The sequence below is a fragment of the Streptomyces sp. NPDC004838 genome, assembly GCF_053600955.1.
Map to the genome: position 1 here is coordinate 96,177 of NZ_JBSGAW010000004.1, position 26,419 is coordinate 122,595.

The 26,419-nt window shown below is 71.4% G+C and carries 23 protein-coding genes; 4 read left to right on the forward strand and 19 right to left on the reverse strand.

Features of this window, described 5'->3' with window-relative positions; genetic code table 11:
- The first annotated feature begins 126 nt into the window (after nt 1–126).
- Complete coding sequence (locus ACWEFL_RS06530; protein ID WP_451708306.1) at nt 127–1,179, forward strand: M4 family metallopeptidase; 1,053 nt, start codon at nt 127–129, stop codon at nt 1,177–1,179.
- Nucleotides 1,180–1,266: 87 nt separating this feature from the next.
- Nucleotides 1,267–1,533: a protealysin inhibitor emfourin gene (locus ACWEFL_RS06535; RefSeq protein WP_451708309.1), complete on the forward strand. Its 267-nt coding sequence runs from the start codon at nt 1,267–1,269 to the stop codon at nt 1,531–1,533.
- Nucleotides 1,534–1,609: 76 nt separating this feature from the next.
- Here the strand turns inward: ACWEFL_RS06535 and era are convergent, their stop codons facing one another.
- The 17 genes from era to hrcA form a co-directional block, all read right to left on the reverse strand.
- On the reverse strand, nt 1,610–2,563 hold the full coding sequence (gene era / locus ACWEFL_RS06540) for a GTPase Era (RefSeq protein ID WP_451708312.1): 954 nt from the start codon (nt 2,561–2,563) through the stop codon (nt 1,610–1,612).
- A gap of 184 nt (nt 2,564–2,747) precedes the next feature.
- Complete coding sequence (locus ACWEFL_RS06545; RefSeq protein ID WP_451708314.1) at nt 2,748–3,137, reverse strand: cytidine deaminase; 390 nt, start codon at nt 3,135–3,137, stop codon at nt 2,748–2,750.
- 85 nt (nt 3,138–3,222) lie between these two features.
- A complete protein-coding gene (locus tag ACWEFL_RS06550) occupies nt 3,223–3,990 on the reverse strand; it encodes a hypothetical protein (protein ID WP_451708317.1) in 768 nt (255 codons plus the stop codon).
- Nucleotides 3,991–4,095: 105 nt separating this feature from the next.
- On the reverse strand, nt 4,096–4,449 hold the full coding sequence (locus ACWEFL_RS06555) for an MmcQ/YjbR family DNA-binding protein (protein ID WP_451708320.1): 354 nt from the start codon (nt 4,447–4,449) through the stop codon (nt 4,096–4,098).
- On the reverse strand, nt 4,446–5,744 hold the full coding sequence (locus ACWEFL_RS06560) for a hemolysin family protein (RefSeq protein WP_451708323.1): 1,299 nt from the start codon (nt 5,742–5,744) through the stop codon (nt 4,446–4,448). The genes ACWEFL_RS06555 and ACWEFL_RS06560 overlap by 4 nt, the downstream gene beginning before the upstream one ends.
- Nucleotides 5,741–6,238, reverse strand: a complete 498-nt coding sequence (gene ybeY / locus ACWEFL_RS06565; RefSeq protein ID WP_451708326.1) for an rRNA maturation RNase YbeY — start codon at nt 6,236–6,238, stop codon at nt 5,741–5,743. Before ybeY ends, ACWEFL_RS06560 begins: the two co-directional genes overlap by 4 nt.
- Nucleotides 6,239–6,251: 13 nt before the next feature.
- On the reverse strand, nt 6,252–7,313 hold the full coding sequence (locus tag ACWEFL_RS06570; protein ID WP_451708329.1) for a PhoH family protein: 1,062 nt from the start codon (nt 7,311–7,313) through the stop codon (nt 6,252–6,254).
- A 291-nt stretch (nt 7,314–7,604) separates the two neighbouring features.
- Nucleotides 7,605–8,717, reverse strand: coding sequence for a carbohydrate kinase family protein (locus tag ACWEFL_RS06575; protein ID WP_451708827.1), 1,113 nt, complete (start codon nt 8,715–8,717; stop codon nt 7,605–7,607).
- Nucleotides 8,718–9,064: 347 nt separating this feature from the next.
- On the reverse strand, nt 9,065–10,072 hold the full coding sequence (locus ACWEFL_RS06580; protein WP_451708332.1) for an adenosine deaminase: 1,008 nt from the start codon (nt 10,070–10,072) through the stop codon (nt 9,065–9,067).
- A 17-nt stretch (nt 10,073–10,089) separates the two neighbouring features.
- Nucleotides 10,090–10,998: a ribonuclease Z gene (locus ACWEFL_RS06585; protein WP_451708334.1), complete on the reverse strand. Its 909-nt coding sequence runs from the start codon at nt 10,996–10,998 to the stop codon at nt 10,090–10,092.
- 12 nt (nt 10,999–11,010) lie between these two features.
- A complete protein-coding gene (locus ACWEFL_RS06590; RefSeq protein ID WP_451708336.1) occupies nt 11,011–11,370 on the reverse strand; it encodes a histidine triad nucleotide-binding protein in 360 nt (119 codons plus the stop codon).
- Nucleotides 11,371–11,605: 235 nt separating this feature from the next.
- Nucleotides 11,606–14,902, reverse strand: coding sequence for a S41 family peptidase (locus tag ACWEFL_RS06595; RefSeq protein ID WP_451708338.1), 3,297 nt, complete (start codon nt 14,900–14,902; stop codon nt 11,606–11,608).
- A 134-nt stretch (nt 14,903–15,036) separates the two neighbouring features.
- The gene (locus tag ACWEFL_RS06600) at nt 15,037–15,489 is read right to left on the reverse strand and encodes a hypothetical protein (RefSeq protein WP_451708341.1); all 453 of its coding nucleotides are present in this window, start codon (nt 15,487–15,489) and stop codon (nt 15,037–15,039) included.
- A gap of 419 nt (nt 15,490–15,908) precedes the next feature.
- Complete coding sequence (locus ACWEFL_RS06605) at nt 15,909–16,652, reverse strand: 16S rRNA (uracil(1498)-N(3))-methyltransferase (protein WP_451708343.1); 744 nt, start codon at nt 16,650–16,652, stop codon at nt 15,909–15,911.
- Entirely contained in the window at nt 16,649–17,875 is a 1,227-nt protein-coding gene (locus ACWEFL_RS06610) for a nitronate monooxygenase (RefSeq protein WP_451708346.1), read from the reverse strand. Before ACWEFL_RS06610 ends, ACWEFL_RS06605 begins: the two co-directional genes overlap by 4 nt.
- Nucleotides 17,876–18,378: 503 nt before the next feature.
- The gene (gene dnaJ / locus ACWEFL_RS06615) at nt 18,379–19,515 is read right to left on the reverse strand and encodes a molecular chaperone DnaJ (RefSeq protein WP_451708348.1); all 1,137 of its coding nucleotides are present in this window, start codon (nt 19,513–19,515) and stop codon (nt 18,379–18,381) included.
- Nucleotides 19,516–20,544, reverse strand: a complete 1,029-nt coding sequence (gene hrcA, locus ACWEFL_RS06620) for a heat-inducible transcriptional repressor HrcA (RefSeq protein ID WP_451708351.1) — start codon at nt 20,542–20,544, stop codon at nt 19,516–19,518.
- Nucleotides 20,545–20,813: 269 nt separating this feature from the next.
- Here hrcA and ACWEFL_RS06625 point away from each other — a divergent pair, with 269 nt between their 5' ends.
- Nucleotides 20,814–21,536 carry an MBL fold metallo-hydrolase gene (locus ACWEFL_RS06625; protein WP_451708354.1) on the forward strand — a complete coding sequence of 241 codons (723 nt, stop codon included), beginning with the start codon at nt 20,814–20,816 and terminating at the stop codon, nt 21,534–21,536.
- A gap of 166 nt (nt 21,537–21,702) precedes the next feature.
- Nucleotides 21,703–22,515, forward strand: coding sequence for a DUF3097 domain-containing protein (locus ACWEFL_RS06630; protein ID WP_451708358.1), 813 nt, complete (start codon nt 21,703–21,705; stop codon nt 22,513–22,515).
- 190 nt (nt 22,516–22,705) lie between these two features.
- Here ACWEFL_RS06630 and hemW read toward each other — a convergent pair whose 3' ends face one another.
- Both hemW and ACWEFL_RS06640 read right to left on the reverse strand, forming a co-directional pair.
- Nucleotides 22,706–23,938, reverse strand: a complete 1,233-nt coding sequence (gene hemW / locus ACWEFL_RS06635; RefSeq protein WP_451708360.1) for a radical SAM family heme chaperone HemW — start codon at nt 23,936–23,938, stop codon at nt 22,706–22,708.
- Nucleotides 23,939–24,177: 239 nt separating this feature from the next.
- The gene (locus ACWEFL_RS06640; protein ID WP_451708363.1) at nt 24,178–26,067 is read right to left on the reverse strand and encodes an AMP-dependent synthetase/ligase; all 1,890 of its coding nucleotides are present in this window, start codon (nt 26,065–26,067) and stop codon (nt 24,178–24,180) included.
- Nucleotides 26,068–26,419 lie beyond the last annotated feature (352 nt).

The window sequence follows — 26,419 nt, forward strand, 5'->3', positions numbered from 1 at the left end:
ACCGTCGTCCTCGTATCAGTATGCGGGACACCCATCATTTTCAGCCAAACCGGACGGTCGGCCCCAATTCACTCATCATGGTGGCGGGTAGTGACAGCGTCGTGACCCGGTGCCACATTGTCGGGCATGGCTGACCTCCATCCGATTTTCTGCACCATCGTGCCGCCCTATGTCCTCGACAAGCTGGCCCAGGCCGAGGACCCCGCGCGCGCCGAGCGCGCCCTGCGCACCCTTGAACTGGACGCCGCCCAGCGCACCCGCCGCCGGGTGACCACCGTCCGTGGTCCGGCGGCGGTGAGCGGAGCCGCGTCGGACCGGCCCCGACGGACCGTCTACGACTGCGGGAACAGCACCCTGCTGCCGGGGGCGAAGGTCCGCGGGGAGAACGACGAACCGGTCCGGGACGCGACCGTCAACCGGGTGCACGCGGGCCTCGGCGCGACCTTCGAGCTGCTGCTGACGTCCTACGGGCGCAGTTCCCTCGACGGCGCCGGACTGCCGCTGAGCGCGAGCGTCCACTACGGCGAGGAGTACGGGAACGCGTTCTGGAACGGCGAGCAGATGGTGTTCGGCGACGGTGACGGGGAGATCTTCCTGGACTTCTCCATCCCGGTCGACGTCATCGCGCACGAACTGGCGCACGGCCTCACCCAGTACACGGCGAATCTGGAGTACTACGGGCAGTCCGGGGCGCTGAACGAGTCCGTCTCGGACGTCATCGGATCGCTGGTGAAGCAGTACACCCTCGAACAGTCCGCCGACGAGGCCGACTGGCTGATCGGCGCGGGGCTGCTGGCCCCCGGCGTGACCGGTGTGGCCCTGCGGAGCATGCGGGAGCCGGGGACCGCGTACGACGACGATGTACTGGGCAAGGACCCGCAGCCCGGTTCGATGGACGACTACGTCCGTACGAACCGGGACAACGGCGGGGTGCACATCAACTCCGGCATCCCCAACCGCGCCTTCTGTCTGGTGGCGACCCGGCTGGGCGGCAAGGCGTGGGAGCGGGCCGGGCAGATCTGGTTCGACACCCTCACGGGCGGCGAGCTGTCGTCGGACGCCGACTTCGCGGAGTTCGCCCGGCTCACGGTGGCGGCGGCGGAGTCTCGGTACGGCGCGGACGAGGAGCGGGAGGCGGTGCTGCGGGCATGGTCGCAGGTGGGGGTCCCGACCGGCTGAGCCGGCTGGGCCGGCCGGGAACCTCGGTCCGGGGCCGTAGGCGGGTCCCGGTGCCGCCCCGGACCGATCCGTAATAGAACGGAACCCATGGAGATCCAGGTACGGCGCACGGGCGGCTTCGCGGGCATCGAGCGGTTCGCCTCGGTGGACACGGCGGGCCGCCCCGACGCCGACACATGGCACGCTTTGGCCGAAGAGGCCGTGGCGGACGGCCGGGACACACCGCCGATCGGGGTGCCGGACGGCTTCGGCTACGAGATCACGGTGGACGGCCGGACGGTGTACTGCGCGGACCCCAGGCTCACGGACGCCCAGCTGCGGCTCGTCTCACGGGTCCTGAAGGAGGGCGCGTGACCGTGTGACGCCTCACCCTCACCCGCGACGGCGGTCGGGACCACACCCCGCCCGCCGGCCACCCGTCGCGAACCGGTCAGAAACCGAGCTTCCGCAACTGCCTCGGATCCCGCTGCCAGTCCTTCGCCACCTTGACGTGCAAATCCAGGAAGACCGGGGTGCCGAGGAGCGCCTCGATGTGCCTGCGGGACTTCGTGCCGACATCCTTCAGGCGCTTGCCCTTGGGGCCGATGATGATGCCCTTCTGGCTGGGGCGCTCGATGTAGAGGTTGGCGTGGATGTCGAGGAGCGGCTTCTCCGCCGGCCGGCCCTCGCGGGGGATCATCTCCTCGACGACGACCGCGATGGAGTGCGGCAGTTCGTCCCGTACGCCTTCGAGCGCGGCCTCGCGGATCAGTTCGGCGACCATGACCTGCTCGGGCTCGTCGGTGAGGTCGCCTTCCGGGTAGAGCGCCGGGCTCTTCGGCAGCAGCGGGATCAGCAGATCGGCGACGAGCTGGACCTGGTCGCCCCCGACGGCCGAGACCGGGACGATCTCCGCCCATTCGATGCCGAGTTCCTTGCCGAGCTGGTCCACCGCGATGAGCTGCTGGGCGAGGGTCCGGGAGTCGACGAGATCGGTCTTGGTGACGATCGCGACCTTCGGGGTCTTCTTGATCCCGGCCAGCTCCTTGGCGATGTAGCGGTCGCCGGGGCCCAGCTTCTGGTCCGCGGGCAGGCAGAAGCCGATGACGTCGACCTCGGCCCAGGTGGTGCGTACGACGTCGTTGAGGCGCTCCCCGAGCAGGGTGCGGGGTTTGTGCAGGCCCGGAGTGTCGACCAGGATCAGCTGGGCGTCGGGGCGGTGCACGATGCCGCGCACGGTGTGCCGGGTCGTCTGCGGCCGGCTTGAGGTGATGGCCACCTTCTGGCCGACGAGAGCGTTCGTGAGGGTGGACTTGCCCGCGTTGGGGCGGCCGACGAAACAGGCGAAACCCGCCCGGTGGGGGGCGGGCTCGGTGGGCTGGGTGCGAACGCTCATGCCGTTCATTGTCGCTGATGCGGAACGCCCATATGGCCGCGAGGCCCGGAGCCCCATGAACCCCGGCCGCGCGAGCCGGTCGGGCGGGCCTGTCGGGCGCGTGCCGAGAGAGCGTGCCGAGGGAGCGTTGTCAGGCCGCCTGGAGGCGGGTCGGGGGTTGCGGGCCGTCGGTCGGGGGCCTCGGTGCGGTCCGTCAGCCCGCCGTCACCGACGCCTTGAGCTGTCCGTCCGGCCCGGCCAGGAGCACCGGCGTTCCGGGCCCGCCCAGGTCCCGTACCGCCGCACGGTCCGCGTCGGACGCGGCACTCGCCTCGGAGACGACGGCTGCGGCCTCCAGGGACCGCGCCCCGCTGGCGACGGCCATCGCGACGGCGGTCTGCAGCGCGCTGAGCCTGAGCGACTCCAGGGCCACGGTCCCCGCCACGTACGTACGCCCGGTCTCGTCCCGGACGGCGGCGCCCTCGGCCACCTGGTTTCGGGCACGGGCACTGCGCGCCAGCGTGATGATCTTACGGTCCTCGGGTCCGAGAGCGCCGGGAACGGAGCCGGTGCCGGAGCCCTGGGGTTCGGTGCTCTGCGTCATGCCCCGAGCATAGATCGCGCACCCCGGCCCGGCGGGAGGGCCCCTGCCGGGCTCCCGTCCGCGCGGATCCGTCGCGCTCAGCGCCTCAGCCCCGGACCGCCTTGACCAGCTTGTCGCCCGCGCGCTTGGCGAGGTCGGGGAACGCCTTTCTGCCCTCGGCGTCGGGGGCCAGGAAGCCGATACGGGTGCCTCCGGTGCCCTGCCGGGCCACCAGCATGTCCACCTCGATCTTGATGGGTGATCCGGCGGTCGCCATCGTCATCCGGAAGGCGTGGGACTCCTCGCCGGCCTCGGGACCGTCGATCTTCCGGACCCCGATCTCGCTCTTCTCGCCGTCGGCGTCCTTGTACGTGAACTTCGTGCAGCTCTCCAGCGCCGTCCCCACCCCCTTCACCAGGTCCTCTGCGCCCTTGCCGGGGAAGGTGAAGACCTGCTGGGTGAGCATGGACTTGCCGCCGGGTCCCTCGAAGTCCACGCTCCCGCCCGTGGTCGCACCGGTGACCTCGCCGTCCAGGAACTCCGCGATCGGCTGGCACTGCGGCTGGTCCGCCGTGTACTTCGTCCTGTCCGGCACGGACTGGCCGGCCGTGTATCCGGGCGGCAGGTCCTTCACCTGAAGGGTCGCGGCCTTCATCTGGGCGGCGGTCAGCGGCTCGGCCCGGGCGTCGGCCGGCTTCTGGGATCCGCCGGCGTTGTCGGAATCGTCGGCGGTGGCGGCCCGCACCGTCCCGGTCGGCTCACCGGACGGGCTGGACTTCTTGTCGTCGTCGGAGCCGGAGCAGGCCACCGCGGTGAAGCAGAGCGCGGCGGCGGCGATGACGGCGGCAGCGGAGTGGCGCGTACGGGCACGCATGAGGTGATCCCCCCGTGGAGAGAATTAGCGGGAAGTTACCCCCTCCCCGGTTCGACGCGGCAGAGAGTATCCCCCCGGGTGGTCGCTACACCAGTGACTACCGTCTCAGGCGCGGTCCAGCCGCAGCCGTACGGCTCTGGGGAGACCCGCCACCACCAAGTCGTAGGAGTCCTCGATCAGCTCCTTGACCAGCTTCTCCGGGAGTTCGGCGACCGCCACCGTGTTCCAGTGGCGTTTGTTCATGTGATAGCCGGGGGTGATCGCCGGATGGTCGGCGCGGAGCCGGGTCGCGATGTCCGGGTCGCACTTCAGATTGACCGCCAGCGGCTCGCTGTCGAGCCAGCTGAGGGCGAACATCTTCCCGGACACCTTGAAGACCGAGATGTCCTCCCCGAACGGGAACTCCTCGGACGCGTCGTTGAATCCCAGACAGAACGCCTTCAGTTCCTGTGGTCTCATGCCGCGCTCTCGCCTTCCGGAGTGTCCTCGACGGGCTCGGCGAGCACCGTCACGATCTTGTTCCGGCGGCCCGCCGGGGACTCGGCGGTCAGCCGCAGGAACCGTCCGTCCGGGAGGTCGACCGTCGCGGTCGCGCCCGCGATCGGGACCCGCCCGAGGGCTTTCGCCAGCAGTCCGCCGACGGTCTCCACGTCCTCGTCGTCCAATTCGTCCAGGCCGTACAGCTCGCCCAGATCGCCGATGTCGAGGCGGGCGGTGACGCGGAAGCGGCCGTCGCCCAGTTCCTGGACCGGCGGCAGCTCACGGTCGTACTCGTCCGTGATCTCGCCGACGATCTCCTCCAGGATGTCCTCGATGGTGACGATGCCCGCCGTGCCGCCGTACTCGTCGATGACGACGGCGACGTGGTTGCGCTTCTGCTGCATCTCGCGGAGCAGATCGCCGGCGTTCTTGGTGTCGGGCACGAAGACCGCGGGCCGCATCGCCGTGGAGACCAGATCGGTCTCGGCCTCGCGGTTGACGTGCGTCTTGCGGACCAGGTCCTTGAGGTAGACGACGCCCACGATGTCGTCCTCGTTCTCCCCGGTGACCGGAATCCGGGAGAACCCGGAGCGCAGGGCGAGGGTGAGTGCCTGGCGGACGGTCTTGTACCGCTCGATGCAGATCAGGTCGGTGCGCGGCACCATCACCTCGCGGACGAGGGTGTCGCCCAGCTCGAAGACGGAATGCACCATCCGGCGTTCGTCGTCCTCGATCAGGGACTCCTGCTCGGCGAGGTCCACCATCGCCCGCAGTTCGGCCTCGCTCGCGAAGGGGCCCTTGCGGAATCCCTTTCCGGGGGTGAGCGCGTTGCCGATCAGGATCAGCAGCTGGGGAATCGGGCCCATGATCCGGGCGAGCGGCAGCAGGACGTACGCGGAGGCCGTCGCCGTGTTCAGCGGGTGCTGGCGGCCGATGGTGCGCGGGGAGACGCCGACGGCGACGTACGAGACGAGGACCATCACGCCGATGGCGACGGCCAGTGCCTCCCAGGTCTCGGAGAACTCCTGGAGACAGACGTAGGTGACGAGCACTCCCGCCGCCATCTCGCACGCCACCCGCACCAGCAGGGCGACGTTGAGGTACCGGGTGGGATCGGCCGCGACCTGCTCCAGCCTGGCGGCTCCGCGCCGGCCCGAGCGGACCGCCTCGGCGGCCCGGAAGCTGGAGACCCGCGCGATGCCGGCCTCCGCGCACGCGGCCAGCCAGGCCACGACCACCAGCAGGACAGCGCCCGCGATCAGGGGGCCGCTCATGAGACGGTCGGCGCCGGGGAGGGGCCCGTGAGGCCCTTCTCAGCCCGCCAGCCGTCGACGATCGCCGCCTGAAGGCCGAACATCTCCGCCTTCTCGTCCGGCTCCTCGTGGTCGTACCCCAGCAGATGCAGCACCCCGTGGACGGTCAGAAGCTGGAGCTCCTCGTCCATGGAGTGCTGCGTCGGGGCCTGCTCGCCCTGCGCTCTGGCCACTTCGGGACAGAGCACGATGTCACCGAGGAGCCCCTGCGGGGGCTCCTCGTCGTCCTTGGCCGGCGGACGCAGCTCGTCCATCGGGAAGGACATGACGTCCGTGGGGCCGGGGAGGTCCATCCACTGCATGTGCAGCTGCTCCATGGCCTCCGCGTCCACGACGATCACCGACAGTTCGGAGAGCGGGTGGATGCGCATCCTGGCGAGCGCGTAACGGGCCACATCGAGGACCGCCTGCTCGTCGACCTCGGTTCCGGACTCGTTGTTGACGTCGATCGACATGGTGTGGTTCGAGCTACTTCCCGTTCGCGCCTCGGCCGCCGCGCCCGTGTTCGTGCTGCGCGCCGTTACGGCCGTCGTACTTCTCGTACGCGTCGACGATACGGCCGACGAGCTTGTGCCGTACGACGTCGTTCGATGTGAGACGTGAGAAGTGGACGTCCTCGACGCCTTCCAGGATGTCCTGGACCTGCCGCAGACCGCTCTGCGTGCCGTTCGGAAGGTCGACCTGGGTGACATCGCCGGTGATGACGATCTTCGAGTCGAAGCCGAGCCTCGTCAGGAACATCTTCATCTGCTCGGGGCTCGTGTTCTGCGCCTCGTCCAGGATGATGAACGCGTCGTTCAGGGTGCGGCCACGCATATACGCGAGCGGCGCGACCTCGATCGTCCCCGCGGCCATCAGACGGGGGATCGAGTCCGGGTCGAGCATGTCGTGCAGTGCGTCGTACAGCGGGCGCAGATACGGGTCGATCTTCTCGTAGAGCGTGCCGGGCAGGAAGCCGAGCCGCTCGCCCGCCTCGACGGCGGGCCGGGTCAGGATGATCCGGGTGACCTGCTTGGACTGCAGGGCCTGGACCGCCTTGGCCATGGCGAGATAGGTCTTGCCCGTGCCCGCGGGGCCGATGCCGAAGACGACCGTGTGCTTGTCGATGGAGTCGACATAGCGCTTCTGGTTGAGGGTCTTGGGTCGGATGGTGCGGCCCCGGCTGGAGAGGATGTTCTGGGTGAGAACCTCGGCGGGCGTCTCCGCCGTGCCGTCCCCGTTGCCGGTCGCCTCCGCTCTGAGCATGGCGATCGAGCGTTCCACCGCGTCCTCCGTCATCGGCTGTCCCGTGCGGAGCACGAGCATCATCTCGTCGAACAGTCGCTGGATCAGGGCTACTTCCGCCGCGTCTCCGACCGCGCTGATCCGATTGCCCCGGACATGGATGTCGGCAGCCGGGAAGGCCGCCTCGATCACACGGAGAAGGGCGTCACCCGAACCGAGGACCGTCACCATCGGATGCTTGGCGGGAACGGTGAAAAAGGCTCGGGCCTGCCCCTCGGGGCTCTGAACTGTAGGTGTCTGAGTCATGGGCCGGCACTGTGGCCTGCACATACCTCCTGTCGCTGCTGTTCCAGAGATCGTCGCTGTTCGACAACCTCTGGAACACCAGCGTACGACGCCGCACTGACAACGGCCGAGGGCTTTTCACACGCTTCCCGGCCGGGCGGCCGGGCGGTTACCCGCCGACAGACTCACAGTGGCCTCGCAGTGGCCTCTCGGCGGGCTTCTGGCGGGGTTGCCGGCGGCCTCCCGGCGAGGTTCCCGGACGGCGTCCGTCCGGTGGGCTGGGTGGGGGCTGCCCGCCGTCTTCCGGCGGCCTCAGATCACGCTGCGGAAGCCGATCGTCGGGACCGCGCGGCGCAGCGGCCAGGGCCGCACCGGCTCGGGCAGCAGTTCGTCCAGGAAGGCGTACCGGCGCAGGGCGGCCGGATCCTGGTCCGGCACGCCCTGGACGTACTGCCACCAGGCCGCGATCTCCCACCAGCCGGGCGCGGAGAGCGATCCGCCGAACTCCTGCACGGACAGCGCGGCGGTCAGCCCGGCGAAGGCGAGCCGGTCGGCGAGCGGCCAGCCCGCGAGGGTCCCCGTGACGTATCCGGCCACGAACACATCGCCGGCCCCTGTCGGGTCGAGGGCCTCCACCGCGATCGCCGGAACCTGGGCGCTCTCACCGGTCGCGCCGTCCACCGCGTACGCCCCCTCCGCACCGAGCGTGACGACGGCCACCGGCACATGCCGGGTCAGCGCGTGCGCCGCCGCGCGCGGGCAGTCGGTCCGGGTGTACCGCATCGCCTCCTCGGCGTTGGGCAGGAACGCCTCGCAGTGCTCCAGATCGGCGAGGTCGGCGGGGTTCCAGCGGCCCGACTCGTCCCAGCCGACGTCGGCGAAGATCCTCGCGCCTTCCCGGCGGGCCTGGGCGATCCACTCCGCACCGCCCGGCATGAGCGAGGCGACGGCCGCGCGGGCGGGCGGGGGACGGTCGGGGGCGGGCTCGGGCGGCGGCGCCTCGTGGCCGTGGGACACCATCGTGCGTTCGCCCTCGTACGCCATCGACACGGTGACGGGCGAGTGCCAGCCGGGCACGGTGCGCGACAGGGAGAGATCGATGCCCTCGCCCTGTTCGAGGGCGTCCCAGCAGTACTCGCCGTAGTGGTCGTCCCCGAACGCCGCCGCGAGCGACGTCCGCAGCCCCAGGCGGGCGAGGGCCGTGGCCATGTTCGCGACGCCGCCGGGGCTGGAGCCCATGCCCCTGGCCCAGGACTCGGTGCCGCGTACGGGCGCGGAGTCGAGCCCGGTGAAGATGATGTCCAGGAACACGGTCCCGGTCAGATAGACGTCCCAGTCGGGGTCGGCGGGGGTGCGGAGGGCGGCGAGCGGGTCGAGCCACTGGTGGTGGTGGCAGGATCCCGTGACATGCGGACTGTGCGGGATGGGTTGCGCTCCGTGTCGAATGATCACTGTGCCACTCCTGTACGTGGTGCAGATCAAGCCAGTCTGCCAAATCCGCGCGGAGGGATGTCAGAGGCGGGACGCGCCGGAGCGTGGGGGTGGCGCGGGGGGCGGTTCCGGCGGGGCGTCCGGCCCGGCCGTGGGACAGCCGGGCGCTGTGCCCGGCGCGGTCCCCCGTGCGGGCCGCCCTGTGCGGGCCCTGTGGGGAGAACGGCAGGCGTCCATGGAGAGGGGCGGGGTGGGGGACCGTTCGCCCGCGCGCCGACCGCCGCTCCCGGCCGGGTGCCGCCTCCGGAGCCGCTCCGGCTCCGGCTCAGCGCGCGGACCGCCTACTCCGGCCTGCGGACCTCGAAGTCGTACGCCTCCACCTCCGCGATCAGCCGCGCCCTCCGCTCCTCGTCGTCCTCCAAGAACGACGCCAGGAACGAGTTGCGTGCCAGTTCCCGCAGCCGCTCGTCGCCGAGCCCCAGCGCTTCGCGCACGGCGTGGAAAGCGTCGCCGACATAGCCCCCGAAGTACGCGGGGTCGTCGGAGTTGACCGTGCACAGCAGGCCCGCGTCCATCATCTCCCGCAGCGGGTGCTCCTCCAGTACGTCGACGGCACGCAGGCGTACGTTCGACAGCGGGCAGAGCGTCAGCGGAATCCGCTCCCGCGCCAGCCGTTCGACCAGGTCCCGGTCCTCCATGCAGCGCAGACCGTGGTCGACGCGCTCCACGCCGAGATCGTCCAGGGCCTCGCGGATGTACGCCGGCGGGCCCTCCTCGCCCGCGTGCGCGACCTTGCGGAGTCCGAGGGCCTCCGCCGCCGCGTACACCTCGCGGAACTTCGACGGCGGGTTCCCGGCCTCGGCCGAGTCCAGACCGACCGCCGTGATCCGGTGCAGATAGGGCTTCGCCGCCTCCAGCGTCTCCATCGCCGACTCGGCGGACTCGTCCCGCAGGAAGCACATGATCAGCCGGGTGGAGACGCCGTGCCGTTCCTCGCTCGCGGCCAGTGCCCGCCAGATGCCCTCGATGACCGTGCCGATCGGGACGCCCCGCGCCGTGTGCGCCTGCGGGTCGAAGAAGATCTCGGCATGGCGTACGCCCTGGGCGGCGGCGCGCGCGAGATACGCGTCGGTCAGTTCGGCGAAGTCGTCCTCGGTGTTGAGGACCGCCATCAGCCCGTAGTACAGATCCAGGAACGACTGAAGGTCCTCGAAGAGATAGGCGCGGCGCAGTTCGTCGGCGTCCTTGTACGGCAGCGTCACGAGATTGCGCGCGGCGAGCGCGAAGGCGAGTTCGGGCTCCAGGGTTCCCTCGATATGCACATGGAGTTCGGCTTTGGGCAGGGACACGGGTCTGACCTCGTCGTTCATGGATGGCGTGGGGGGAGCGGGACGCGGAGCAGGTCCGTCGCGACGGTCAACTCCGCGTCGAATCCCGCCGCGCGGGCCTGCCGCTCGAACTCCCCGGCGTCGGGGTAACGCTGGGAGAAGTGGGTGAGCACGAGGTGCCGCACGCCCGCGTCGCGCGCCACGCGGGCGGCCTGCCCGGCGGTCAGATGGCCGTGGTCGGACGCGAGCCGTTCGTCCTCGTCGAGGAAGGTGGACTCGATGACGAGCATGTCGCAGCCCTCCGCGAGGGCGTGTACGCCGTCACAGAGCCGGGTGTCCATGACGAACGCGAACCGCTGACCGCGCCGGAACTCGCTGACCTCTTCGAGGGTGACGCCGCCGATCTCTCCCTCGCGCTGGAGCCGGCCCACCTCCGGGCCCCTGATGCCGCGCGCGGCGAGGCGGTCCGGCAGCATCCGGCGGCCGTCGGGTTCGACGATCCGGTAGCCGTACGACTCGACCGGATGGGACAGTCTGCGCGCTTCGACGGCGTACGACGGGGTCCGGGCGAGGACCCCGTCCGCGGAGACGGACGCCTCGGTCAGCGACACGGTCTCGCGGTAGGCCGTCGCGTACCGCAGCCGCTCGAAGAAGCGCTGACCGCCGGCCGGATAGTGCGCGGTGATCTCGTGCGGGACCCGGTCCAGATTGATCCGCTGGATGACTCCCGCGAGTCCGAGGGAGTGGTCGCCGTGGAAGTGGGTGACGCAGATCCGGTTGATGTCGTGTGCGGCGACCCCGGCGCGCAGCATCTGGCGCTGGGTGCCCTCGCCGGGGTCGAAGAGGATGCCGTCGGCGTCCCAGCGCAGCAGATAGCCGTTGTGGTTGCGGTGCCGGGTGGGCACCTGGCTGGCGGTGCCGAGGACCACGAGTTCTCGTACGGACAAGTCGGGCGCCCGTTATCCCGGAGGCCAGGCGAAGCCGCGGCCGCCGAGGAGATGGGCGTGGGCGTGGAACACGGTCTGTCCCGCGCCGGATCCGGTGTTGAACACGATCCGGTATCCCGTCCCGTGGGCCTTCTCGTCCTCGGCGACGTTCCCGGCCTCCCGCAGCACATCGGCGGCGAGGGCGGGAGCCGCGGCGGCGAGCGAGGCGGCGTCCGGGTAGTGGGCCTTGGGGATGACGAGGATGTGCGTGGGGGCCTGGGGGTTTATGTCGCGGAAGGCGACGACGGTCTCGGTCTCCCGCACGATGGTCGCGGGCACATCACCTGCGGCGATCTTGCAGAACAGGCAGTCAGCCTGCGGTTCTCCCGCCATGCCGGGGATCCTCCTCGGGTACGTCCGGATATGCCTGCATGCTATGTGTTTTCAGGGCTCGGTTCTCCCCCGGACTCCGTCCGGGGGGACCCCCACCGGGGCGCTCCAGCGTCTGTCGACGATCGACCGTGCTCGGCCCCTCGTCTCACTCGCCACGTCGGCCACGGTGATTTCCGGGGCTGGGGGGACCCGTGCACCGGTGGGCACGGGTCCCCCCAGCCCCGGAAGGACAGGGTCAGTGGGACGGTGGGGACTTGGGGTGGGTGTGGGTCAGGGAGGCGAGGGCGGACCGGATCGCCGCGTCGAGTTGGGGGTCGCGGGCCGCCGCGTGATCCTGGGGGGTCGTCACCACCTCCACGTCCGGGTCGACTCCGTGGTTCTCGACGCCCCAGCCGGGGCCGTCCAGCCACACCGCGTACTTCGGCTGGGTGACCAGGGTGCCGTCGACCAGGGTGTACTGGCTGTCGATGCCGATCACACCTCCCCACGTACGGGTGCCGATGACCGGGCCGATGCCCAGGGACTTGATCGCCGCGTTGACGATGTCGCCGTCGGAGCCGGAGAACTCGTTCGCGACGGCCACCACCGGGCCGCGAGGCGCGTCACGGGGGTAGCTGTAGGGGCGATTGCCGCGCGGCAGGACCCAGCCGGCGATACGGCGGGCGAGTTTCTCGACCACGAGCTGCGAGGTGTGGCCACCGCGGTTCTCCCGAATGTCGACGACGAGGCCCTCCCGCGCCACCTCGATCCGCAGATCGCGGTGGATCTGCGCCCAGCCGGGGGCCTGCATGTCGGGGACGTGGAGGTAGCCGAGCCGTCCGCCGGAGTGCTCGTGGACGTAGGCGCGGCGGTCCGCCACCCAGGCGTGGTAGCGGAGGGGCTCCTCGTCGGCGAGCGGGACGACGACCGCGTGACGGAGGTCGCCGCCTCCGGCGGACCGGAGGGTCAGTTCGACGGGTTTGCCCGCCGCGCCGACGAGGAGGGGCGCGGGACCCGTGACCGGGTCCACCGGAGTGCCGTCCACGGCGAGGATCGCGTCGCCGGGCCGGACGGCGACGCCGGGCGCGGCGAGCGGCGAGTGGGCCTGGGGGTCGGAGGTCTCGGAGGGCAGCACCCGGTCGACGCGCCAGACTCCGTCCGCCGCGCGGGAGATGTCCGCGCCGAGCAGCCCCTGCCGCGCGGACCGGACCCCGTAGCCGCCGCGCGGGGTGACATAGGCGTGCGAGGTGCCCAGTTCGCCCTGTACCTCCCACAGCACGTCCATCAGGTCGTTGTGCGTGGCGATACGGGAGAGGAGCGGGCGGTATCGGTCCAGTACGCCGTCCCAGTCGACGCCCCCGAGGTCAGCGCGCCAGAAGTTGTCGCGCATCAGCCGTCCGGCCTCGTCGTACATCTGCCGCCACTCGGCGGCCGGGTCGAGGACCCGGCGTACCCGCGTCAGATCGACCGTGATGTTCGTGTCGCTGTCCTCGTCGCGCGAGGCCCGGCGGTCGCTGGGGACGACCTTCAGCTTGCCGTCGGTGGAGAGCAGCACGCGCTTGCCGTCGCCGCTGACGGCGAACCCGTCCGCGTCCGGAGCGAGTTCCTCGCAGCGCGGCTGGACGAGGTCGTACCGCTCCAGCGCGCTCGTCGGTCCGGGGTCGTCGGGTGTGGCGCGGGTCGCGCCGAGTGTGCCCTGCACCGGGTGGCGCAGCCAGAGGAGGCCGTCCTTGGCGGCGCGGAGGGTGGAGTAGTTCGCCGCTTCGACGGGGAACGGGACGATGCGGTCGGCGAGTCCGTGCAGATCGATCACGGTGACGGGCGTCGATCCGGCGGTGTCGTCGCCGTTGCCGCCGCCGTTCTTCCCGCTCTTGCCCTTGCCGCTCTTGTCCTTGCCGTCCTTGCCGTTGCCGTTGCCGTTGCCGTCCTTGCCGTTGGACGGCCGGCCGTTCTCCGCTGTGAAGGGACGGCCGTGGCGCTGTGGGCCGAACGGCGAAGGCGTGGTCTCGGCCAGCGTGATCAGATGCGGGCGGCAGCCGCCGACGAAGGCGAGGTCGAAGACATGTGTGTCGTAGACCGGGTCGAAGGCCCGCTCGGACAGGAACGCCAGATGCTTCCCGTCCAAGGTGAAGGCGGGCTGATAGTCGCGGAACCGCAGCGGGGTCGCCTCGCTGACCGACAGATCCGCGGTGTCGGCGATTCTGAGCTGCCGCAGCGGCCGCGGACCGGGGTGCGACCAGGCGAGCCAGCCCGAGTCCGGTGAGAAGACCAGCCCGCTTGCCTCGCCGTCCTCGCTCCGGTCGATCTCCCGCACCTCTCCCGACTCGCGTTCGACGAGCAGCACGCGTCCGTCGTGCGAGGCGACGGCCGCCAGGCGGCCGTTGGGCGCGACGGCCAGACTCAGTACGCGGCCGAGCCGGCCCGCGCCGATCCGGTGAGGCGTCCCGCCGGAGCCGGCCGAGCCGGTCGCGGGTGCGAATTCGAGAGCGTCCTCGCCCTCGGCGTCCGTGACCCAGACGACCTGCTCCTCGCCGTCGGCCCGGAAGACGCGCGGCAGTCTGGCGCGTACACCGGGCTCCGCCGCGAGAGCGCGCGCGGGCCCTTCGCGGTGGGTGATCCAGTGGATTCCGCCGCGGATCTCGACGGCGCTGCCGCGTCCGGTGTGGTCGGGGGCGGCGGCGCCCAGATTTCGGTCGGCGTCGACGGGCCGGGGCCGCAGTCCGGCGCGCTGGCCGCCGAGCCGGATGTCCAGCGGACGGGGTCCGGACCCGTCGGCGAGGCTGTCCAGCACCCGGAGTTCACCGGCGGCGGCGTAGACGATCCGGGTGCCGTCGGTGGCCGCGTGGCGGGCGTAGAAACCGTCGACCGCCGTGTGCCGCCGCAGATCCGAGCCGTCGGGCAGTGAGGAGTACAGGGCTCCCACGCCCTCGTGGTCGCTGAGGAAGGCGACCCTGTCCCCCACCCAGAGCGGGTACTCGATGTTTCCGTCGAGATCCGCGTGAAGGCGTTCGAACTCGCCCCCGCCCGTCCGGTCGATCCACAGCTTCCCGGCCGTGCCGCCTCGGTAGCGCTTCCAGGCGGCGGCCTCCCGCCCCATGGTGGCGGAGAGCAGCAGGACCCCGCTCTCACTCCCGTACGCGACGCCTCCCACCGGCCCGTACGGCAGGACGGCCGCCGGTCCGCCGTCGAGCGGGACGGCCCGCGCCCAGGTGCGGCGGAGCGACGCCTGGCCCTGGGTGCTGAGGGCGAGGACCTCGCCGTCCGGGGTCCAGCCACGTACGGAGGTCTTGACGCTGCCCCAGTGGGTGAGCCGCTCGGCGGGTCCTCCGTCGACGGGCGCGACATGCACCTCGGGCGCGCCGCCCCGGCGCGAGGACCAGGCTATGCGGGTGCCGTCGGGTGAGAAGCGGGGATGGTCGGGCGGCACACCGTCGGCGCTGACGCGCCATGCGCGGCCTCCGTCGAGCGGGGCGATCCAGACGTCGTCCTCGGCGGCGAAGGCGACCAAATCGCCATGGACATGCGGATACCGAAGGTAGGCGGAGTGCGTCACACCGTCACCTTATGGAGGTCAGGGCCACGCGGTCACGGTTTTGGAATCACTTGCCCGGCGGTCGCCCGCCTCCTTTCGGGGTCCAGAGCGCCGCTCCGGGTTCCAGGAGGGGGGAGCTGTCGCCGGGCGGGTGATCACTTCCGGGGCGTGACCCTCACGGTCTCCGTCTCGGTCACGGTGACCGTGACGGTGGGGCGCGCGCCGCCGGGCCGGGGTGTCTTCACCGTCGCGGAGGGCGTCTTCGTGGCGCATGTTCCGAGGACGCTCGCCTCGAAGGCGAACTCGCCGTCGACCCGGGCGGTCATCCGGCCGCGCACGCAGCTGCCCGAACGTTCGTCTGTCACCGTGCCGTTGAGGGTGAGTTTCTGGCCGGACGCGGTCTCTCCCCGGCAGTCGACCTCGGCGGTGGCGGGGGTGGCGGACGGCGAAGCGCTCCCGTCGCCGTCGCCCAGGGTCGCCGTACAGCTGAACCAGCTGACGGAGAAGCCGAGCCGTTCCATGGTGTGGGTCGCCGTCCGGTCGGTGGTGAACGCGACGCTGACGGTGCTGAGCCCGTCGGCCGCCGGCTCACAGGCCGTCAGCCCCACAACCGCCGCCCCTGCCAAGGCGACAGCGGTCCGTAACCGCCGAAGGCGCCCGTACGCCACAGGAGTTGCCGTTCGCCGTCTCACGCACCGCCTCAAGCCACGCATGGGAGGAAGCGTGACACCGCGCGGCGGGGAGCAAAAGTGTGGTTGCGGACACAAATCCGCCGTACGGCTGAGGAGATGAGCGGAGAACCGCCCCGGTCGCGCGGGCTGGTCATGGACGCGGCCGCCGTGGAACGGGTCGGCCGTGCTCGGGCGTCGCGGACATGTACCGGTGCGGGAGCGGACCCGGCCGTACACGAACGAGCGTCACCGTCACGCACTCGGCTCCCGTCCGGACCGGGCCCGGCCGTACAGGAGTGCCCGGACCCGGCCGTGCAGAAGCGCGGGGAACACGGATCCGCCCCGGCGCGGGCCGGTCACGACCAGCGGCCGGTACGGGCCAGCAGCAGCGCGACCGCCGCCGTCCCCGCCGTGGAGGTCCGCAGCACGCTCCGGCCCAGCCGGTACGGTTTCGCCCCCGCGTCCGCGAACACCGCCAATTCCTCCGGTGAGACGCCCCCCTCCGGCCCCACGACCAGCACGATCGACCCGGTGGCGGGAAGCTCCGCCGCCGCCAGCGGCTCCGCGCCCTCCTCGTGGAGTACGGCGGCGAAGTCGGCTCCGGCCAGAAGTGCCGCGACCTGCTTGGTCGTTGCCGGGTCGGCGACCTCGGGGAAGCGGAGCCTGCGCGACTGCTTGCCCGCCTCGCGGGCGGTGGAACGCCACTTGGCGAGGGACTTGGCGCCCCTCTCGCCCTTCCACTGGGTGATGCAGCGGGCGGCGGACCAGGGCACGATCCCGTCGACTCCGGTCTCGGTCATGGTCTCGACGGCGACTTCACCGCGATCGCCCTTGGGAAGGGCCTGGACGACGGTGATACGGGGGTCGGGCGCGGGCTCGGCCGGAAGGCCCAGCAGCTCCACGAGCAGCCGGTCCTTGCCCTCCGTACTCCGTACGACTCCGGCCGCCCCCCGGCCGAGACCGTCGGTCAGAACGATGTCCTCACCGGGCTGGAGCCGCCGTACGGAGACGGCGTGCCGGCCCTCGGGCCCGTCCAGGACCACGGTGGAGCCGGGCCCCACGCCCTCCAGGGAGTCGATGACGAACACGGGCGCGGTCACCGGGCGTCCTCCTCGGACGGATCGTCGTCGGCGACGCCCACGCACCGCTCGGTTCCGGCTTCTGCCGGGGCCGCGTTCGAAGCGGCGTCCGTCCCGGAGCCGGACGAGGGGCCGGACCCGGCCTCCGGACCCGTGTCCCATGCGGCATCCGCTGACGCGTGCCATGCGGCGTCCAGTTCCTCGGCCAGTGTCTCGACCAGCCGCCCCGCGGGCAGCGCTCGTGCCAGCCGGTGCCCCTGCCCCGCCCAGAGGGACATGCCCTGGGCATCACCGGCCTTCGCCGCGGCCTTGCGCAGACCGCTCGTCAGATGGTGCACCTGGGGGTAGGCGGGGGGTGCGTACGGGCCGTGCTCGCGCATGAAACGGTTGACGAGCCCGCGGGCGGGCCGGCCGGAGAAGGCGCGGGTGAGTTCCGTCCGTACGAAGAGAGGGTTGGTCATCGCCTGCTTGTGCAGCGCGTTGGCACCGGACTCGGGGCAGACCAGGAACGCGGTGCCGAGTTGCGCCGCCGCCGCTCCGGCGGCGAGCACGGCGGCGATCTGAGCGCCGCGCATCAGCCCGCCGGTCGCGATGACCGGCAGCCGGACGGTCTCGCGCACCAGGGCGATGAGGGTGAGCAGGCCGATGCCCGTGCCGTCGGCGGCGGGGTCGTCCCGATGGGTGCCCTGGTGTCCCCCGGCCTCGATGCCCTGCACGCACACCAGGTCCGCGCCGGACCACTCCGCGGTCTGCGCCTCCTCGGGCGTGGTGACGGTGACGACGGTCAGGGTGCCCGCCTTGGTGAACGATTCGAGTACGTCGCGGCTCGGGCAGCCGAAGGTGAACGAGACGACCGGAACGGGATCGTCCCGCAGGATGGCCAGTTTGGCCTCGTACCCGTCGTCGCGCCCGCACTCCGGGTCGCCGAGGGGGGTCCCGTACCAGGACACCTCGCCTCCGAGCTGCTGCCGGTAGACCTCCACGGCCGCGGGGTCGGCGGGCTGGAGCTGGGGCATGAAGAGATTCACGCCGAAGGGCCGTCCCGTGAGCCCGCGAATCTGTTTGATCTCCTGGTACATCCCGTCCGCCGTCTTGTACCCGGCAGCGAGGAAACCGAGCCCACCGGCCTCGGAGACGGCCGCGGCGAGCTGCGGACACGAGGTGCCGCCCGCCATGGGGGCCTGCACGATCGGATACCGGCAGAGGTCGGACAGTGCAGAGGACGCGGGGGGCGCGGAGGACATGCAGGCATCGTCCCACCGTCCACCCGCTACCGCCGAATCGGGCGGAGCGGGTGTACGGCGGCACGTCGACCCGCTCGGCGCGGCGGGCCCGCGGGGTCGTCGGCTCCCCGGAATCGGGGGCCTGCCGGAACGCGTGGATCGCCGGACGCGACGACTGTCGGGGCCAGACGGCGGACGCGCCGACCGCCGCGATACGGCGGTCACCGGGACGCGGCAGCCTCCGGGACTGGTCCACTGCCAGACGCGGCCACCTCCGGGACGCGGCAACCTCCGGGACTGATCCACTGCCGGGCGCGGCCGCCTCCGGGGCGGACCCACTGCCGGGCGCGGCGACCACCGTGCCAACAGGGCTCGCCTGCCCGGCAGGGCCCACGTACGGGACACGGCAGTCAGCAAGACGCGCCGACGGCCGGGACGGCCGCCTCCGGGAGAGACCCACTGCCGTGCCCGGCAGGGCCACCGTGCGGCAGGGCCTCGCCTGCCCGACAGCGCCCGCGTCCGGGCTAGCGGCCGTTGAACGCGTCCTTCAGCCGGGAGAACAACCCCTGCTGTCCCGGCTGGAACTGACCCATGGGCCGTTCCTCGCCCCTCAGCTTCGCCAGCTCCCGCAGCAGCCGCTCCTGCTCCGCGTCCAGCTTCGCGGGCGTCACCACCTCGACGTGGACGATCAGGTCACCGCGTCCGCCGCCCCGAAGGTGGGTGATGCCGAGCCCGTGCAGCGGGATCGACTGGCCGGACTGGGTGCCCGGCCGGATGTCGATCTCCTCCACGCCGTCGAGCGTCTCCAGCGGCACCTTGGTGCCGAGTGCGGCGGCCGTCATCGGGATCGTCACCGTGCAGTGCAGATCGTCGCCACGGCGCTGGAACGTCGGGTGCGGCAGCTCGTGGATCTCCACGTACAGATCACCGGCGGGCCCGCCGCCGGGGCCGACCTCGCCCTCGCCACCGAGCTGGATCCGCGTCCCGTTGTCGACACCGGCCGGGATCTTCACGGTCAGCGTCCGGCGCGAGCGGACCCGGCCGTCACCGGCGCACTCCGGACACGGCGTGGGGACGACGGTTCCGAAGCCCTGGCACTGCGGGCAGGGGCGGGAGGTCATGACCTGGCCCAGGAAGGACCGCGTCACCTGCGAGACCTCGCCACGGCCACGGCACATGTCACACGTCTGCGCCGAGGTTCCGGGAGCCGCGCCCTCGCCGCTGCACGTCGTACAGACGACGGCCGTGTCGACCTGGATGTCCTTCGTCGTGCCGAAGGCGGCCTCGTTGAGCTCGATCTCCAGCCGGATCATGGCGTCCTGGCCGCGCCGGGTCCGCGAGCGCGGCCCGCGCTGGGACGCCGTGCCGAAGAACGCGTCCATGATGTCCGAGAAGTTCCCGAAACCGCCGGCACCGCCGAAGCCCGCTCCGGCACCGCCCGCCTGGGACAGCGGGTCGCCGCCGAGGTCGTAGACCTGCTTCTTCTGCGGGTCCGACAACACCTCGTACGCGGCGTTGATCTCCTTGAACCGCTCCTGTGTCTTCGGATCGGGATTGACATCCGGATGGAGCTCACGCGCGAGCCGTCGGAATGCCTTCTTGATCTCGTCCTGCGATGCGTCGCGGCGCACGCCGAGTACGGCGTAGTAGTCCGTGGCCACTTACGACTCCGCCAGGATCTGTCCGACGTAACGTGCCACTGCGCGTACCGCTCCCATCGTTCCGGGGTAGTCCATGCGGGTCGGTCCGACCACGCCGAGTTTGGCGACTGCCTCGTCGCCCGAACCGTAGCCGACGGCGACCACGGACGTTGAGTTGAGACCCTCGTGGGCGTTCTCGTGACCGATGCTCACGGTGAGGCCCGTACCGCCCGATTCCTTGGCCTCGCCGAGGAGCTTGAGGAGAACGACATGTTCCTCCAGCGCCTCCAGCACCGGCCTGATGGTCAGCGGGAAGTCATGTCCGAAGCGGGTCAGATTGGCGGTGCCGCCGATCATCAGCCGCTCCTCGGTCTCCTCGACGAGGGTTTCGAGGAGAGTGGAGAGCACGGTCGAGACCGTGCCCCGGTCCTCCGGCTCTTCGAACGAGTCGGGAAGATCCTGCACCAATTGCGGCACATCCGCGAAACGGCGTCCCACGACCCGGCTGTTCAGCCGGGCCCGCAGATCGGCGAGCGGGACGTCGCCGAAGGGCGCGGGACAGTCGATCAGGCGCTGCTCGACCCGTCCCGTGTCCGTGATCAGTACGAGCATCAGCCGGGCGGGCGCGAGGGACAGCAGCTCCACGTGCCGGACCGTGGACCGGGTCAGCGAGGGGTACTGGACGATCGCGACCTGCCTGGTCAGCTGTGCCAGCAGCCGTACCGTACGCCCGACGACGTCGTCGAGGTCGACGGCTCCGTCCAGAAAGTTCTGGATGGCACGGCGCTCCGGCGAGGAGAGGGGCTTGACCCCGGCGAGCCTGTCGACGAAGAGACGGTATCCCTTGTCGGTGGGGATCCGGCCGGCACTGGTGTGCGGCTGGGCGATGAACCCCTCGTCCTCCAGCACCGCCATGTCGTTGCGGACGGTGGCGGGGGAGACCCCGAGCTTGTGACGCTCGGTGAGTGCCTTGGAGCCGACGGGCTCCTCGGTTCCGACATAGTCCTGGACGATGGCGCGCAGCACTTCGAGTCTGCGTTCGCTGAGCATGGCGCACACCTCCAGCTGTTGTCCCTGGGTCGTTCTCCGGTCACTGCCTGGCACTCAACGTGCCCGAGTGCCAGGATTTTCCCGTGCCAGTGTACGGCTGCGGGGTACACCGCTAGCAAGGGCGACCGGCCACCCTACCGTGCGGTCGTCTCCGTATTCGAACGGGCCTCTGCCTGGCGCTTCACCTGGGACTCCGCCGGGCTCTTCCCGTGGGCTCCGCCGAGCCCCGCGCCTGTGCCTCTGTCCGGGTCTGCTATTAGCGTCGCCGTATGGACGTCCGTTGGGAAGAGTTCGGCTGGGAGCGACTGGCCGAGGGGGTGGGCCGGCGCCGGCTGCCGGGCTGGGACGCGACCTGCGGCCTGATCGTCGGCGCACACGGCGCACTGCTGTACGACACGGGTTCCACCCTCCGGGAGGGCGCCGAACTCCGCGCCCAGGCCGAGTCGCTGCTCTCCGGCCGCCGGGTCACGCATATCGCGCTGAGCCATCCGCACTTCGACCATGTGATGGGCACGGCGGCGTTCGCCGGGGCGGAGGTGTACGGCGCGGCGGGCGTCGGCGCGCTGCTGCGGCGGGAGCGGGAGGCGCTGCGCGCCGACGCCGTACGGCATGGCGTGCCCGCGGACGAGGCGGAGTCGGCGGCACAGTCGCTGGTGGCCCCGGCGCATCCGGTCTCCGGCGAGAGGACGCTCGATCTCGGCGGCCGCCGGGTGCTGCTGGCGAATGCGGGCCCCGGCCATACGGGCCACGATCTCGTGGCCCTGGTGCCGGGGAGCCCCGCGGTCGTGTTCTGCGGCGATCTGGTGGAGGAGTCCGGCGAGCCGCAGGCGGGCCCGGACGCGGTCCCGTCCCGCTGGCCCGCCGCGCTGGACCGGCTGCTCGGTCTGGGCGGCGAGGACGCGGCGTATGTGCCGGGGCACGGGGCGGTGGTGGACGCGGGGTTCGTCCGGGCGCAGCGCGACGCGCTGGCGGAGCGTTTCGGGGCGGGGTAGGGAACCGGGTTCGGGGGACGCGGGTTCGGTTCCGGTGACACGGGTTCTGGGATGCGGGTTCAGAGCGATGCGGGTTCAGAGCGATGCGGGCACGGGGAAGCGGGCCCGGGAGAACTTCGGCGCGGGGGAAGCGGGGTCGGGGGGATGGGCACAGCAGAATGGGCCCATGCGCAGCTACAGCCCTGATCTGACGCCCCCTTGGAAGAAGTCGGCCCCGGTTCCCGAGGTCTCCGCCGATCCCGGTCTGGTCGTGGAGGAGGTCGCCACGGGCTTCTGCGGTGCGGTGATCCGCTGCGAGGCGGGGACGGTGACCCTGGAGGACCGTTTCGGCAAGCACCGGGTCTTCCCGCTGGATCCGCGCGGCTTTCTCCTGGAGGGCAGGGTGGTGACTCTGATCCGCCCGTCCACGGCCCGCTCCGCGCCGTCCAGGACCGCCTCGGGATCGGTCGCGGTGCCGGGAGCGCGGGCACGGGTGGCCCGCGCCGGGCGGATCTATGTGGAGGGCCGGCACGACGCGGAGCTCGTCGAGCGGGTCTGGGGCGACGATCTCCGTATCGAGGGCGTGGTCGTCGAGTATCTGGAAGGCATCGACGACCTTCCCTCGATCGTCGCCGACTTCTCCCCCGGCCCCGACGCCCGCCTCGGCGTCCTGGTGGACCATCTGGTGGACGGTTCGAAGGAGTCCCGTATCGCGGCCTCGGTGACCGATCCGTACGTCCTGGTCGCGGGCCACCCCTACATCGACGTCTGGGAGGCGGTGAAGCCGTCCTCCGTGGGCATCCCGGCGTGGCCTTCGGTCCCGCGCGGCCAGGACTGGAAGACGGGCGTGTGCAGGGCCCTCGGCTGGCCCGAGAACACGGGCGTCGCCTGGCAGCACATCCTGTCGAAGGTGGGGTCCTACCGCGATCTGGAGCCCGAGCTCCTGGGACGCGTGGAGGAGCTGATCGACTTTGTGACGGTGGAGGACGGGGACGGGTGAGGGACGCGTCCCGCAGGGGTGCCTGACCCACGGGGGCAGCGGGGCACGGGAGCGGCGAGGGAGAGACGGGCCGGAGGCGCGACGGGGCGGGCCTGCGAGAGGCGGGGCGGCGCGGGAGGGGCCAGGACGCGAGAGGGCGGCGGCGTGGAAGGGGCCAGACGTCCGGGAGAAGCCCCGCGACGGGGCGGCCTCAGTCCACCAGCCCCCGCACCACCCCGTCCGCCAGCAGCCGCCCGCGCAGCGTCAGGACCGCGCGCCCGTCGTCGTACGGCGAGGGCTCCAGCAGACCGCCCGCAAGGGCGGACCGTGCGGCCTCCAGCCCCGCGGGCCTCAGCAGGGCGAGCGGGACGCCGTCCCGGAGCCGTAGCTCCAGCAGGATCCGCTCCACACGGCGGTCCTCCGCCGTGAGGAGTTCCCGGCCAGCCCCCGGCGACCGCCCGGCCGCCAGCGCCTGCGCGTACGCGCCCGGATGCTTCACATTCCACCACCGCACCCCGCCCACATGGCTGTGTGCGCCGGGGCCCGCGCCCCACCAGTCCGCACCACGCCAGTACAGCTCGTTGTGCAGACACCGGCCGGCCTCCGAGGTGGCCCAGTTGGAGACCTCGTACCAGGAGAAGCCCGCGTCCGTGAGGACGGAGTCCGCGATCAGATAGCGGTCCGCGTGGACGTCGTCGTCGGTCATGGGCACCTCGCCCCGCCGGATCCGCCGCGCCAGCCGGGTGCCTTCCTCCACGATGAGCGCGTACGCGGAGACATGGTCCGGCCCCGCCCCCACCGCGGCCGTCAGGGAGGCGCGCCAGTCGTCGTCGCTCTCCCCCGGCGTGCCGTAGATCAGGTCGAGGTTCACATGGTCGAAGCCCGCCTCGCGCGCCTCGGCGACGCATGCCTCCGGGCGGCCGGGCGTATGGGTGCGGTCGAGCACCTTCAGCACATGCCGGCGCGCGCTCTGCATCCCGAAGGAGATCCGGTTGAAGCCCCCCGCCCGCAGTTCCGCCAGATACTCCGGACCGACAGATTCCGGATTGGCCTCGGTGGTGATCTCCGCACCGTCCGCGAGCCCGAACTCCGTCCGTACGACGTCGAGCGCGGCCACCAGATCCGCCGCGGCGAGCAGCGTCGGCGTACCGCCTCCGACGAAGACGGTCCGCACGGCGCGCGGGTCGTCGCCGAGGACCTTGCGCGCCAGCCGGACCTCGTCCGCGAGGATCGCGGCGTAGTTGTCGCGCGAGGCGAGGACACCGCCGGAGCCGCGCAGCTCGGTCGCGGTGTAGGTGTTGAAGTCGCAGTAGCCGCAGCGCGTGGCGCAGTACGGCACATGCAGATAGAAGGCGAGGGGCCGGTCACCGGCCCCGTCGAGGGCGGACGCGGGCAGCGCCCCGTCCTCGGGCACGGGCTCGCCGTCGGGCAGTACGGAAGGCATGCACCCCATTGTCCGTCACCGCGGCGGGTCGCCCGTCCGGGCGCGGGCAGCGGGCGCGGGCCGGTCCGGAGCGCGACGGAGAACCGGCGTGTTCCGGGCTCGGGGAAGAGCCCGGACTGAGGGGGCGACCCGGAGAGCCGGCCGGGCCGCGAGCGGGAACCTCCCGCCCGCGGCAGACCGCACCGGCCTTGTGGCGCCCTCCGGCCGCCGACCGGCCCCGCTGCGTTGCCTCTGCGCCTCTACGCCTCGCGCTGGCCCGCGTACATCTCCTCGATCAGGTCCTTGAACGCGCGCTCGACGGCCGGCCGCTTCAGCTTCAGGCTGGGCGTCAGATCGCCGTGCTCGATGTCGAGGTCCCTCGGCAGCAGCCGGAACCGCTTGACGGTCTGCCAGCGCTGCAGCCCGTCGTTGAGCTGCGTCACATAGCCCTGGATCAGGTCGACCGTCGCGGGTGAGGCGAGGACCTCCGCGTACGACTTGCCCTCCAGTCCGTTCTCCGCGGCCCAGCCGAGGAGGGTCGCCTCGTCGAGCGCGATCAGGGCGGTGCAGTAGTTCCGGTCGGCGCCGAGGACCACGATGTTGGAGACGAACGGGCAGATGGCCTTGAACTGGATCTCGACCTCGGTCGGCGCGATGTACTTGCCGCTCGACGTCTTGATCAGGTCCTTCTTCCGGTCCGTGATCGTCAGATATCCGTCGACGGAGAGTTCGCCGATGTCACCGGTGTGGAGCCAGCCGTCGGCTTCGAGGACCTCCGCGGTCTTCTCCGGCAGCCCGTGGTAGGACTCCATGATCCCGGGGCCGCGGAGCAGGATCTCCCCGTCGTCGGCGATCCGCACCTCGGTGCCGGGCAGCGGCTTGCCCACGGTTCCCGTACGGTACGCCTCGCCCGGATTGACGAACGACGCGGCGCTCGACTCGGTGAGCCCGTACCCCTCCAGGACATGGATCCCGGCGCCCGCGAAGAAGTAGCCGATCTCGGGAGAGAGCGCGGCCGAGCCGGAGACCGCGGCCCGCAGCCGTCCGCCGAACGCCTGGCGCAGTTTGGCGTAGACGAGCGCGTCGGCGACCTTGTGCTTGGTGCGCAGGGCGAAGGGCGCGGAGGCCGTGCCCGTACGGCGGAAGTTGTCCTGGGTGGCCCTGGCGTAGTCGCGCGCGACCTCGGCCGCCCACTGGAAGATCTTGTACTTGGCGCCGCCCCCCGCCCGCGCCTTCGCCGCGACGCCGTTGTAGACCTTCTCGAAGATGCGCGGCACGGCCGCCATGTACGTCGGCTGGACGACCGGCAGATTCTCGATGATCTTGTCGATACGGCCGTCGACGGCGGTGACATGACCGACCTCGATCTGCCCGGAGGTCAGCACCTTGCCGAAGACATGGGCGAGCGGCAGCCAGAGGTACTGAATATCGTCCTTGCCGATGAGGCCGGTGGCGACGGTGGCCTTGGCCATGTACGACCAGCTGTCGTGCAGCAGCCGCACGCCCTTGGGGCGGCCTGTGGTGCCGGAGGTGTAGATCAGCGTCGCAAGCTGGGTGGCGGTGATCGAGCCGATCCGCTCCTTGACCGCCTCGGGGTGCGTCTCCAGATGCCGCTTCCCGCGCGCCTCCAGATCGGCGAGGGTGACGACCCAGCCCTCGGGGTCGCTCTCGTCCGGCTCCACTCCTTCGGTGTCGATGACCACGACATGCCGGAGTTCGGGCAGTTCGGCGCGCCGCTCACGGGCCTTGGCCAGCTGGGACGCGTCCTCGGCGAAGAGCACCCGGCTGCCGGAGTCGGAGAGGATGTACGCCGATTCCTCGGCGTTGGTGGACGGGTAGACCGTCGTCGTCGCACCGCCCGCGCACATCACGCCGAGGTCGGCGAGGATCCACTCGATCCGGGTCGTGGAGAGGACCGCGACCCGTTCCTCGGGCCGTACGCCCAGTTCGATCAGACCTCCGGCGATGGCATAGACGCGGTCGGCGGTCTCGCCCCAGCTCAGCGACTTCCACTCGGAGGGGCCGGTGCCGGAGACGGGGGCGACCGGGTAGCGGAACGCCTCGGCGTCCGGTGTCGCTTCGACGCGCTCGGCGAACAGGACCGCCACCGAGGGCGGGCGATTCTCGATCATGGTCTGTGTGTCGCTCAAAACATCCTCCGGGCCTGCGGCAGCACTGCACACGACTGGCTGTTTCCAACTGGCGAGTAACCATGCGAGTCGCGATCAGATTAGAACGCGTATCGCTGGTGCGTAAGGGGAAACGACCCGCCGCTTCATAACGAACTCTTTACCCGGGCGGCGGCCGGAGCAGCCCTGAACGACGATCCGCGGAGCCGCCGCGCGGAGCACGGAAGGGGGGCGGGCGGGACCGTCGCGGAGCCGGTGCCGGAGCGGGGTGGCTCAGGGGCGGGACGGGCACGGGCAGACCGGACACGGAGCACGGGGGCGGGACGGGCACGGGCAGGCCGGAACGGGACAGCGCCCACCCCTGGAGACCGCC

Bases quoted from the DNA above. Each gene is read 5' to 3' on its own strand.
- ACWEFL_RS06560 (WP_451708323.1), bottom strand. From the start codon at position 5,744: ATGAGCGGCCCCCTGATCGCGGGCGCTGTCCTGCTGGTGGTCGTGGCC.
- era (WP_451708312.1), bottom strand. From the start codon at position 2,563: ATGAACGGCATGAGCGTTCGCACCCAGCCCACCGAGCCCGCCCCCCAC.
- hrcA (WP_451708351.1), bottom strand. From the start codon at position 20,544: ATGCTCAGCGAACGCAGACTCGAAGTGCTGCGCGCCATCGTCCAGGAC.
- ACWEFL_RS06545 (WP_451708314.1), bottom strand. From the start codon at position 3,137: ATGACGCAGAGCACCGAACCCCAGGGCTCCGGCACCGGCTCCGTTCCC.
- ACWEFL_RS06625 (WP_451708354.1), top strand. From the start codon at position 20,814: ATGGACGTCCGTTGGGAAGAGTTCGGCTGGGAGCGACTGGCCGAGGGG.
- ACWEFL_RS06570 (WP_451708329.1), bottom strand. From the start codon at position 7,313: ATGACTCAGACACCTACAGTTCAGAGCCCCGAGGGGCAGGCCCGAGCC.
- hemW (WP_451708360.1), bottom strand. From the start codon at position 23,938: ATGCCTTCCGTACTGCCCGACGGCGAGCCCGTGCCCGAGGACGGGGCG.
- ACWEFL_RS06535 (WP_451708309.1), top strand. From the start codon at position 1,267: ATGGAGATCCAGGTACGGCGCACGGGCGGCTTCGCGGGCATCGAGCGG.
- ACWEFL_RS06610 (WP_451708346.1), bottom strand. From the start codon at position 17,875: ATGTCCTCCGCGCCCCCCGCGTCCTCTGCACTGTCCGACCTCTGCCGG.
- ACWEFL_RS06590 (WP_451708336.1), bottom strand. From the start codon at position 11,370: ATGGCGGGAGAACCGCAGGCTGACTGCCTGTTCTGCAAGATCGCCGCA.
- ybeY (WP_451708326.1), bottom strand. From the start codon at position 6,238: ATGTCGATCGACGTCAACAACGAGTCCGGAACCGAGGTCGACGAGCAG.
- ACWEFL_RS06630 (WP_451708358.1), top strand. From the start codon at position 21,703: ATGCGCAGCTACAGCCCTGATCTGACGCCCCCTTGGAAGAAGTCGGCC.
- ACWEFL_RS06530 (WP_451708306.1), top strand. From the start codon at position 127: ATGGCTGACCTCCATCCGATTTTCTGCACCATCGTGCCGCCCTATGTC.
- ACWEFL_RS06550 (WP_451708317.1), bottom strand. From the start codon at position 3,990: ATGCGTGCCCGTACGCGCCACTCCGCTGCCGCCGTCATCGCCGCCGCC.
- ACWEFL_RS06555 (WP_451708320.1), bottom strand. From the start codon at position 4,449: ATGAGACCACAGGAACTGAAGGCGTTCTGTCTGGGATTCAACGACGCG.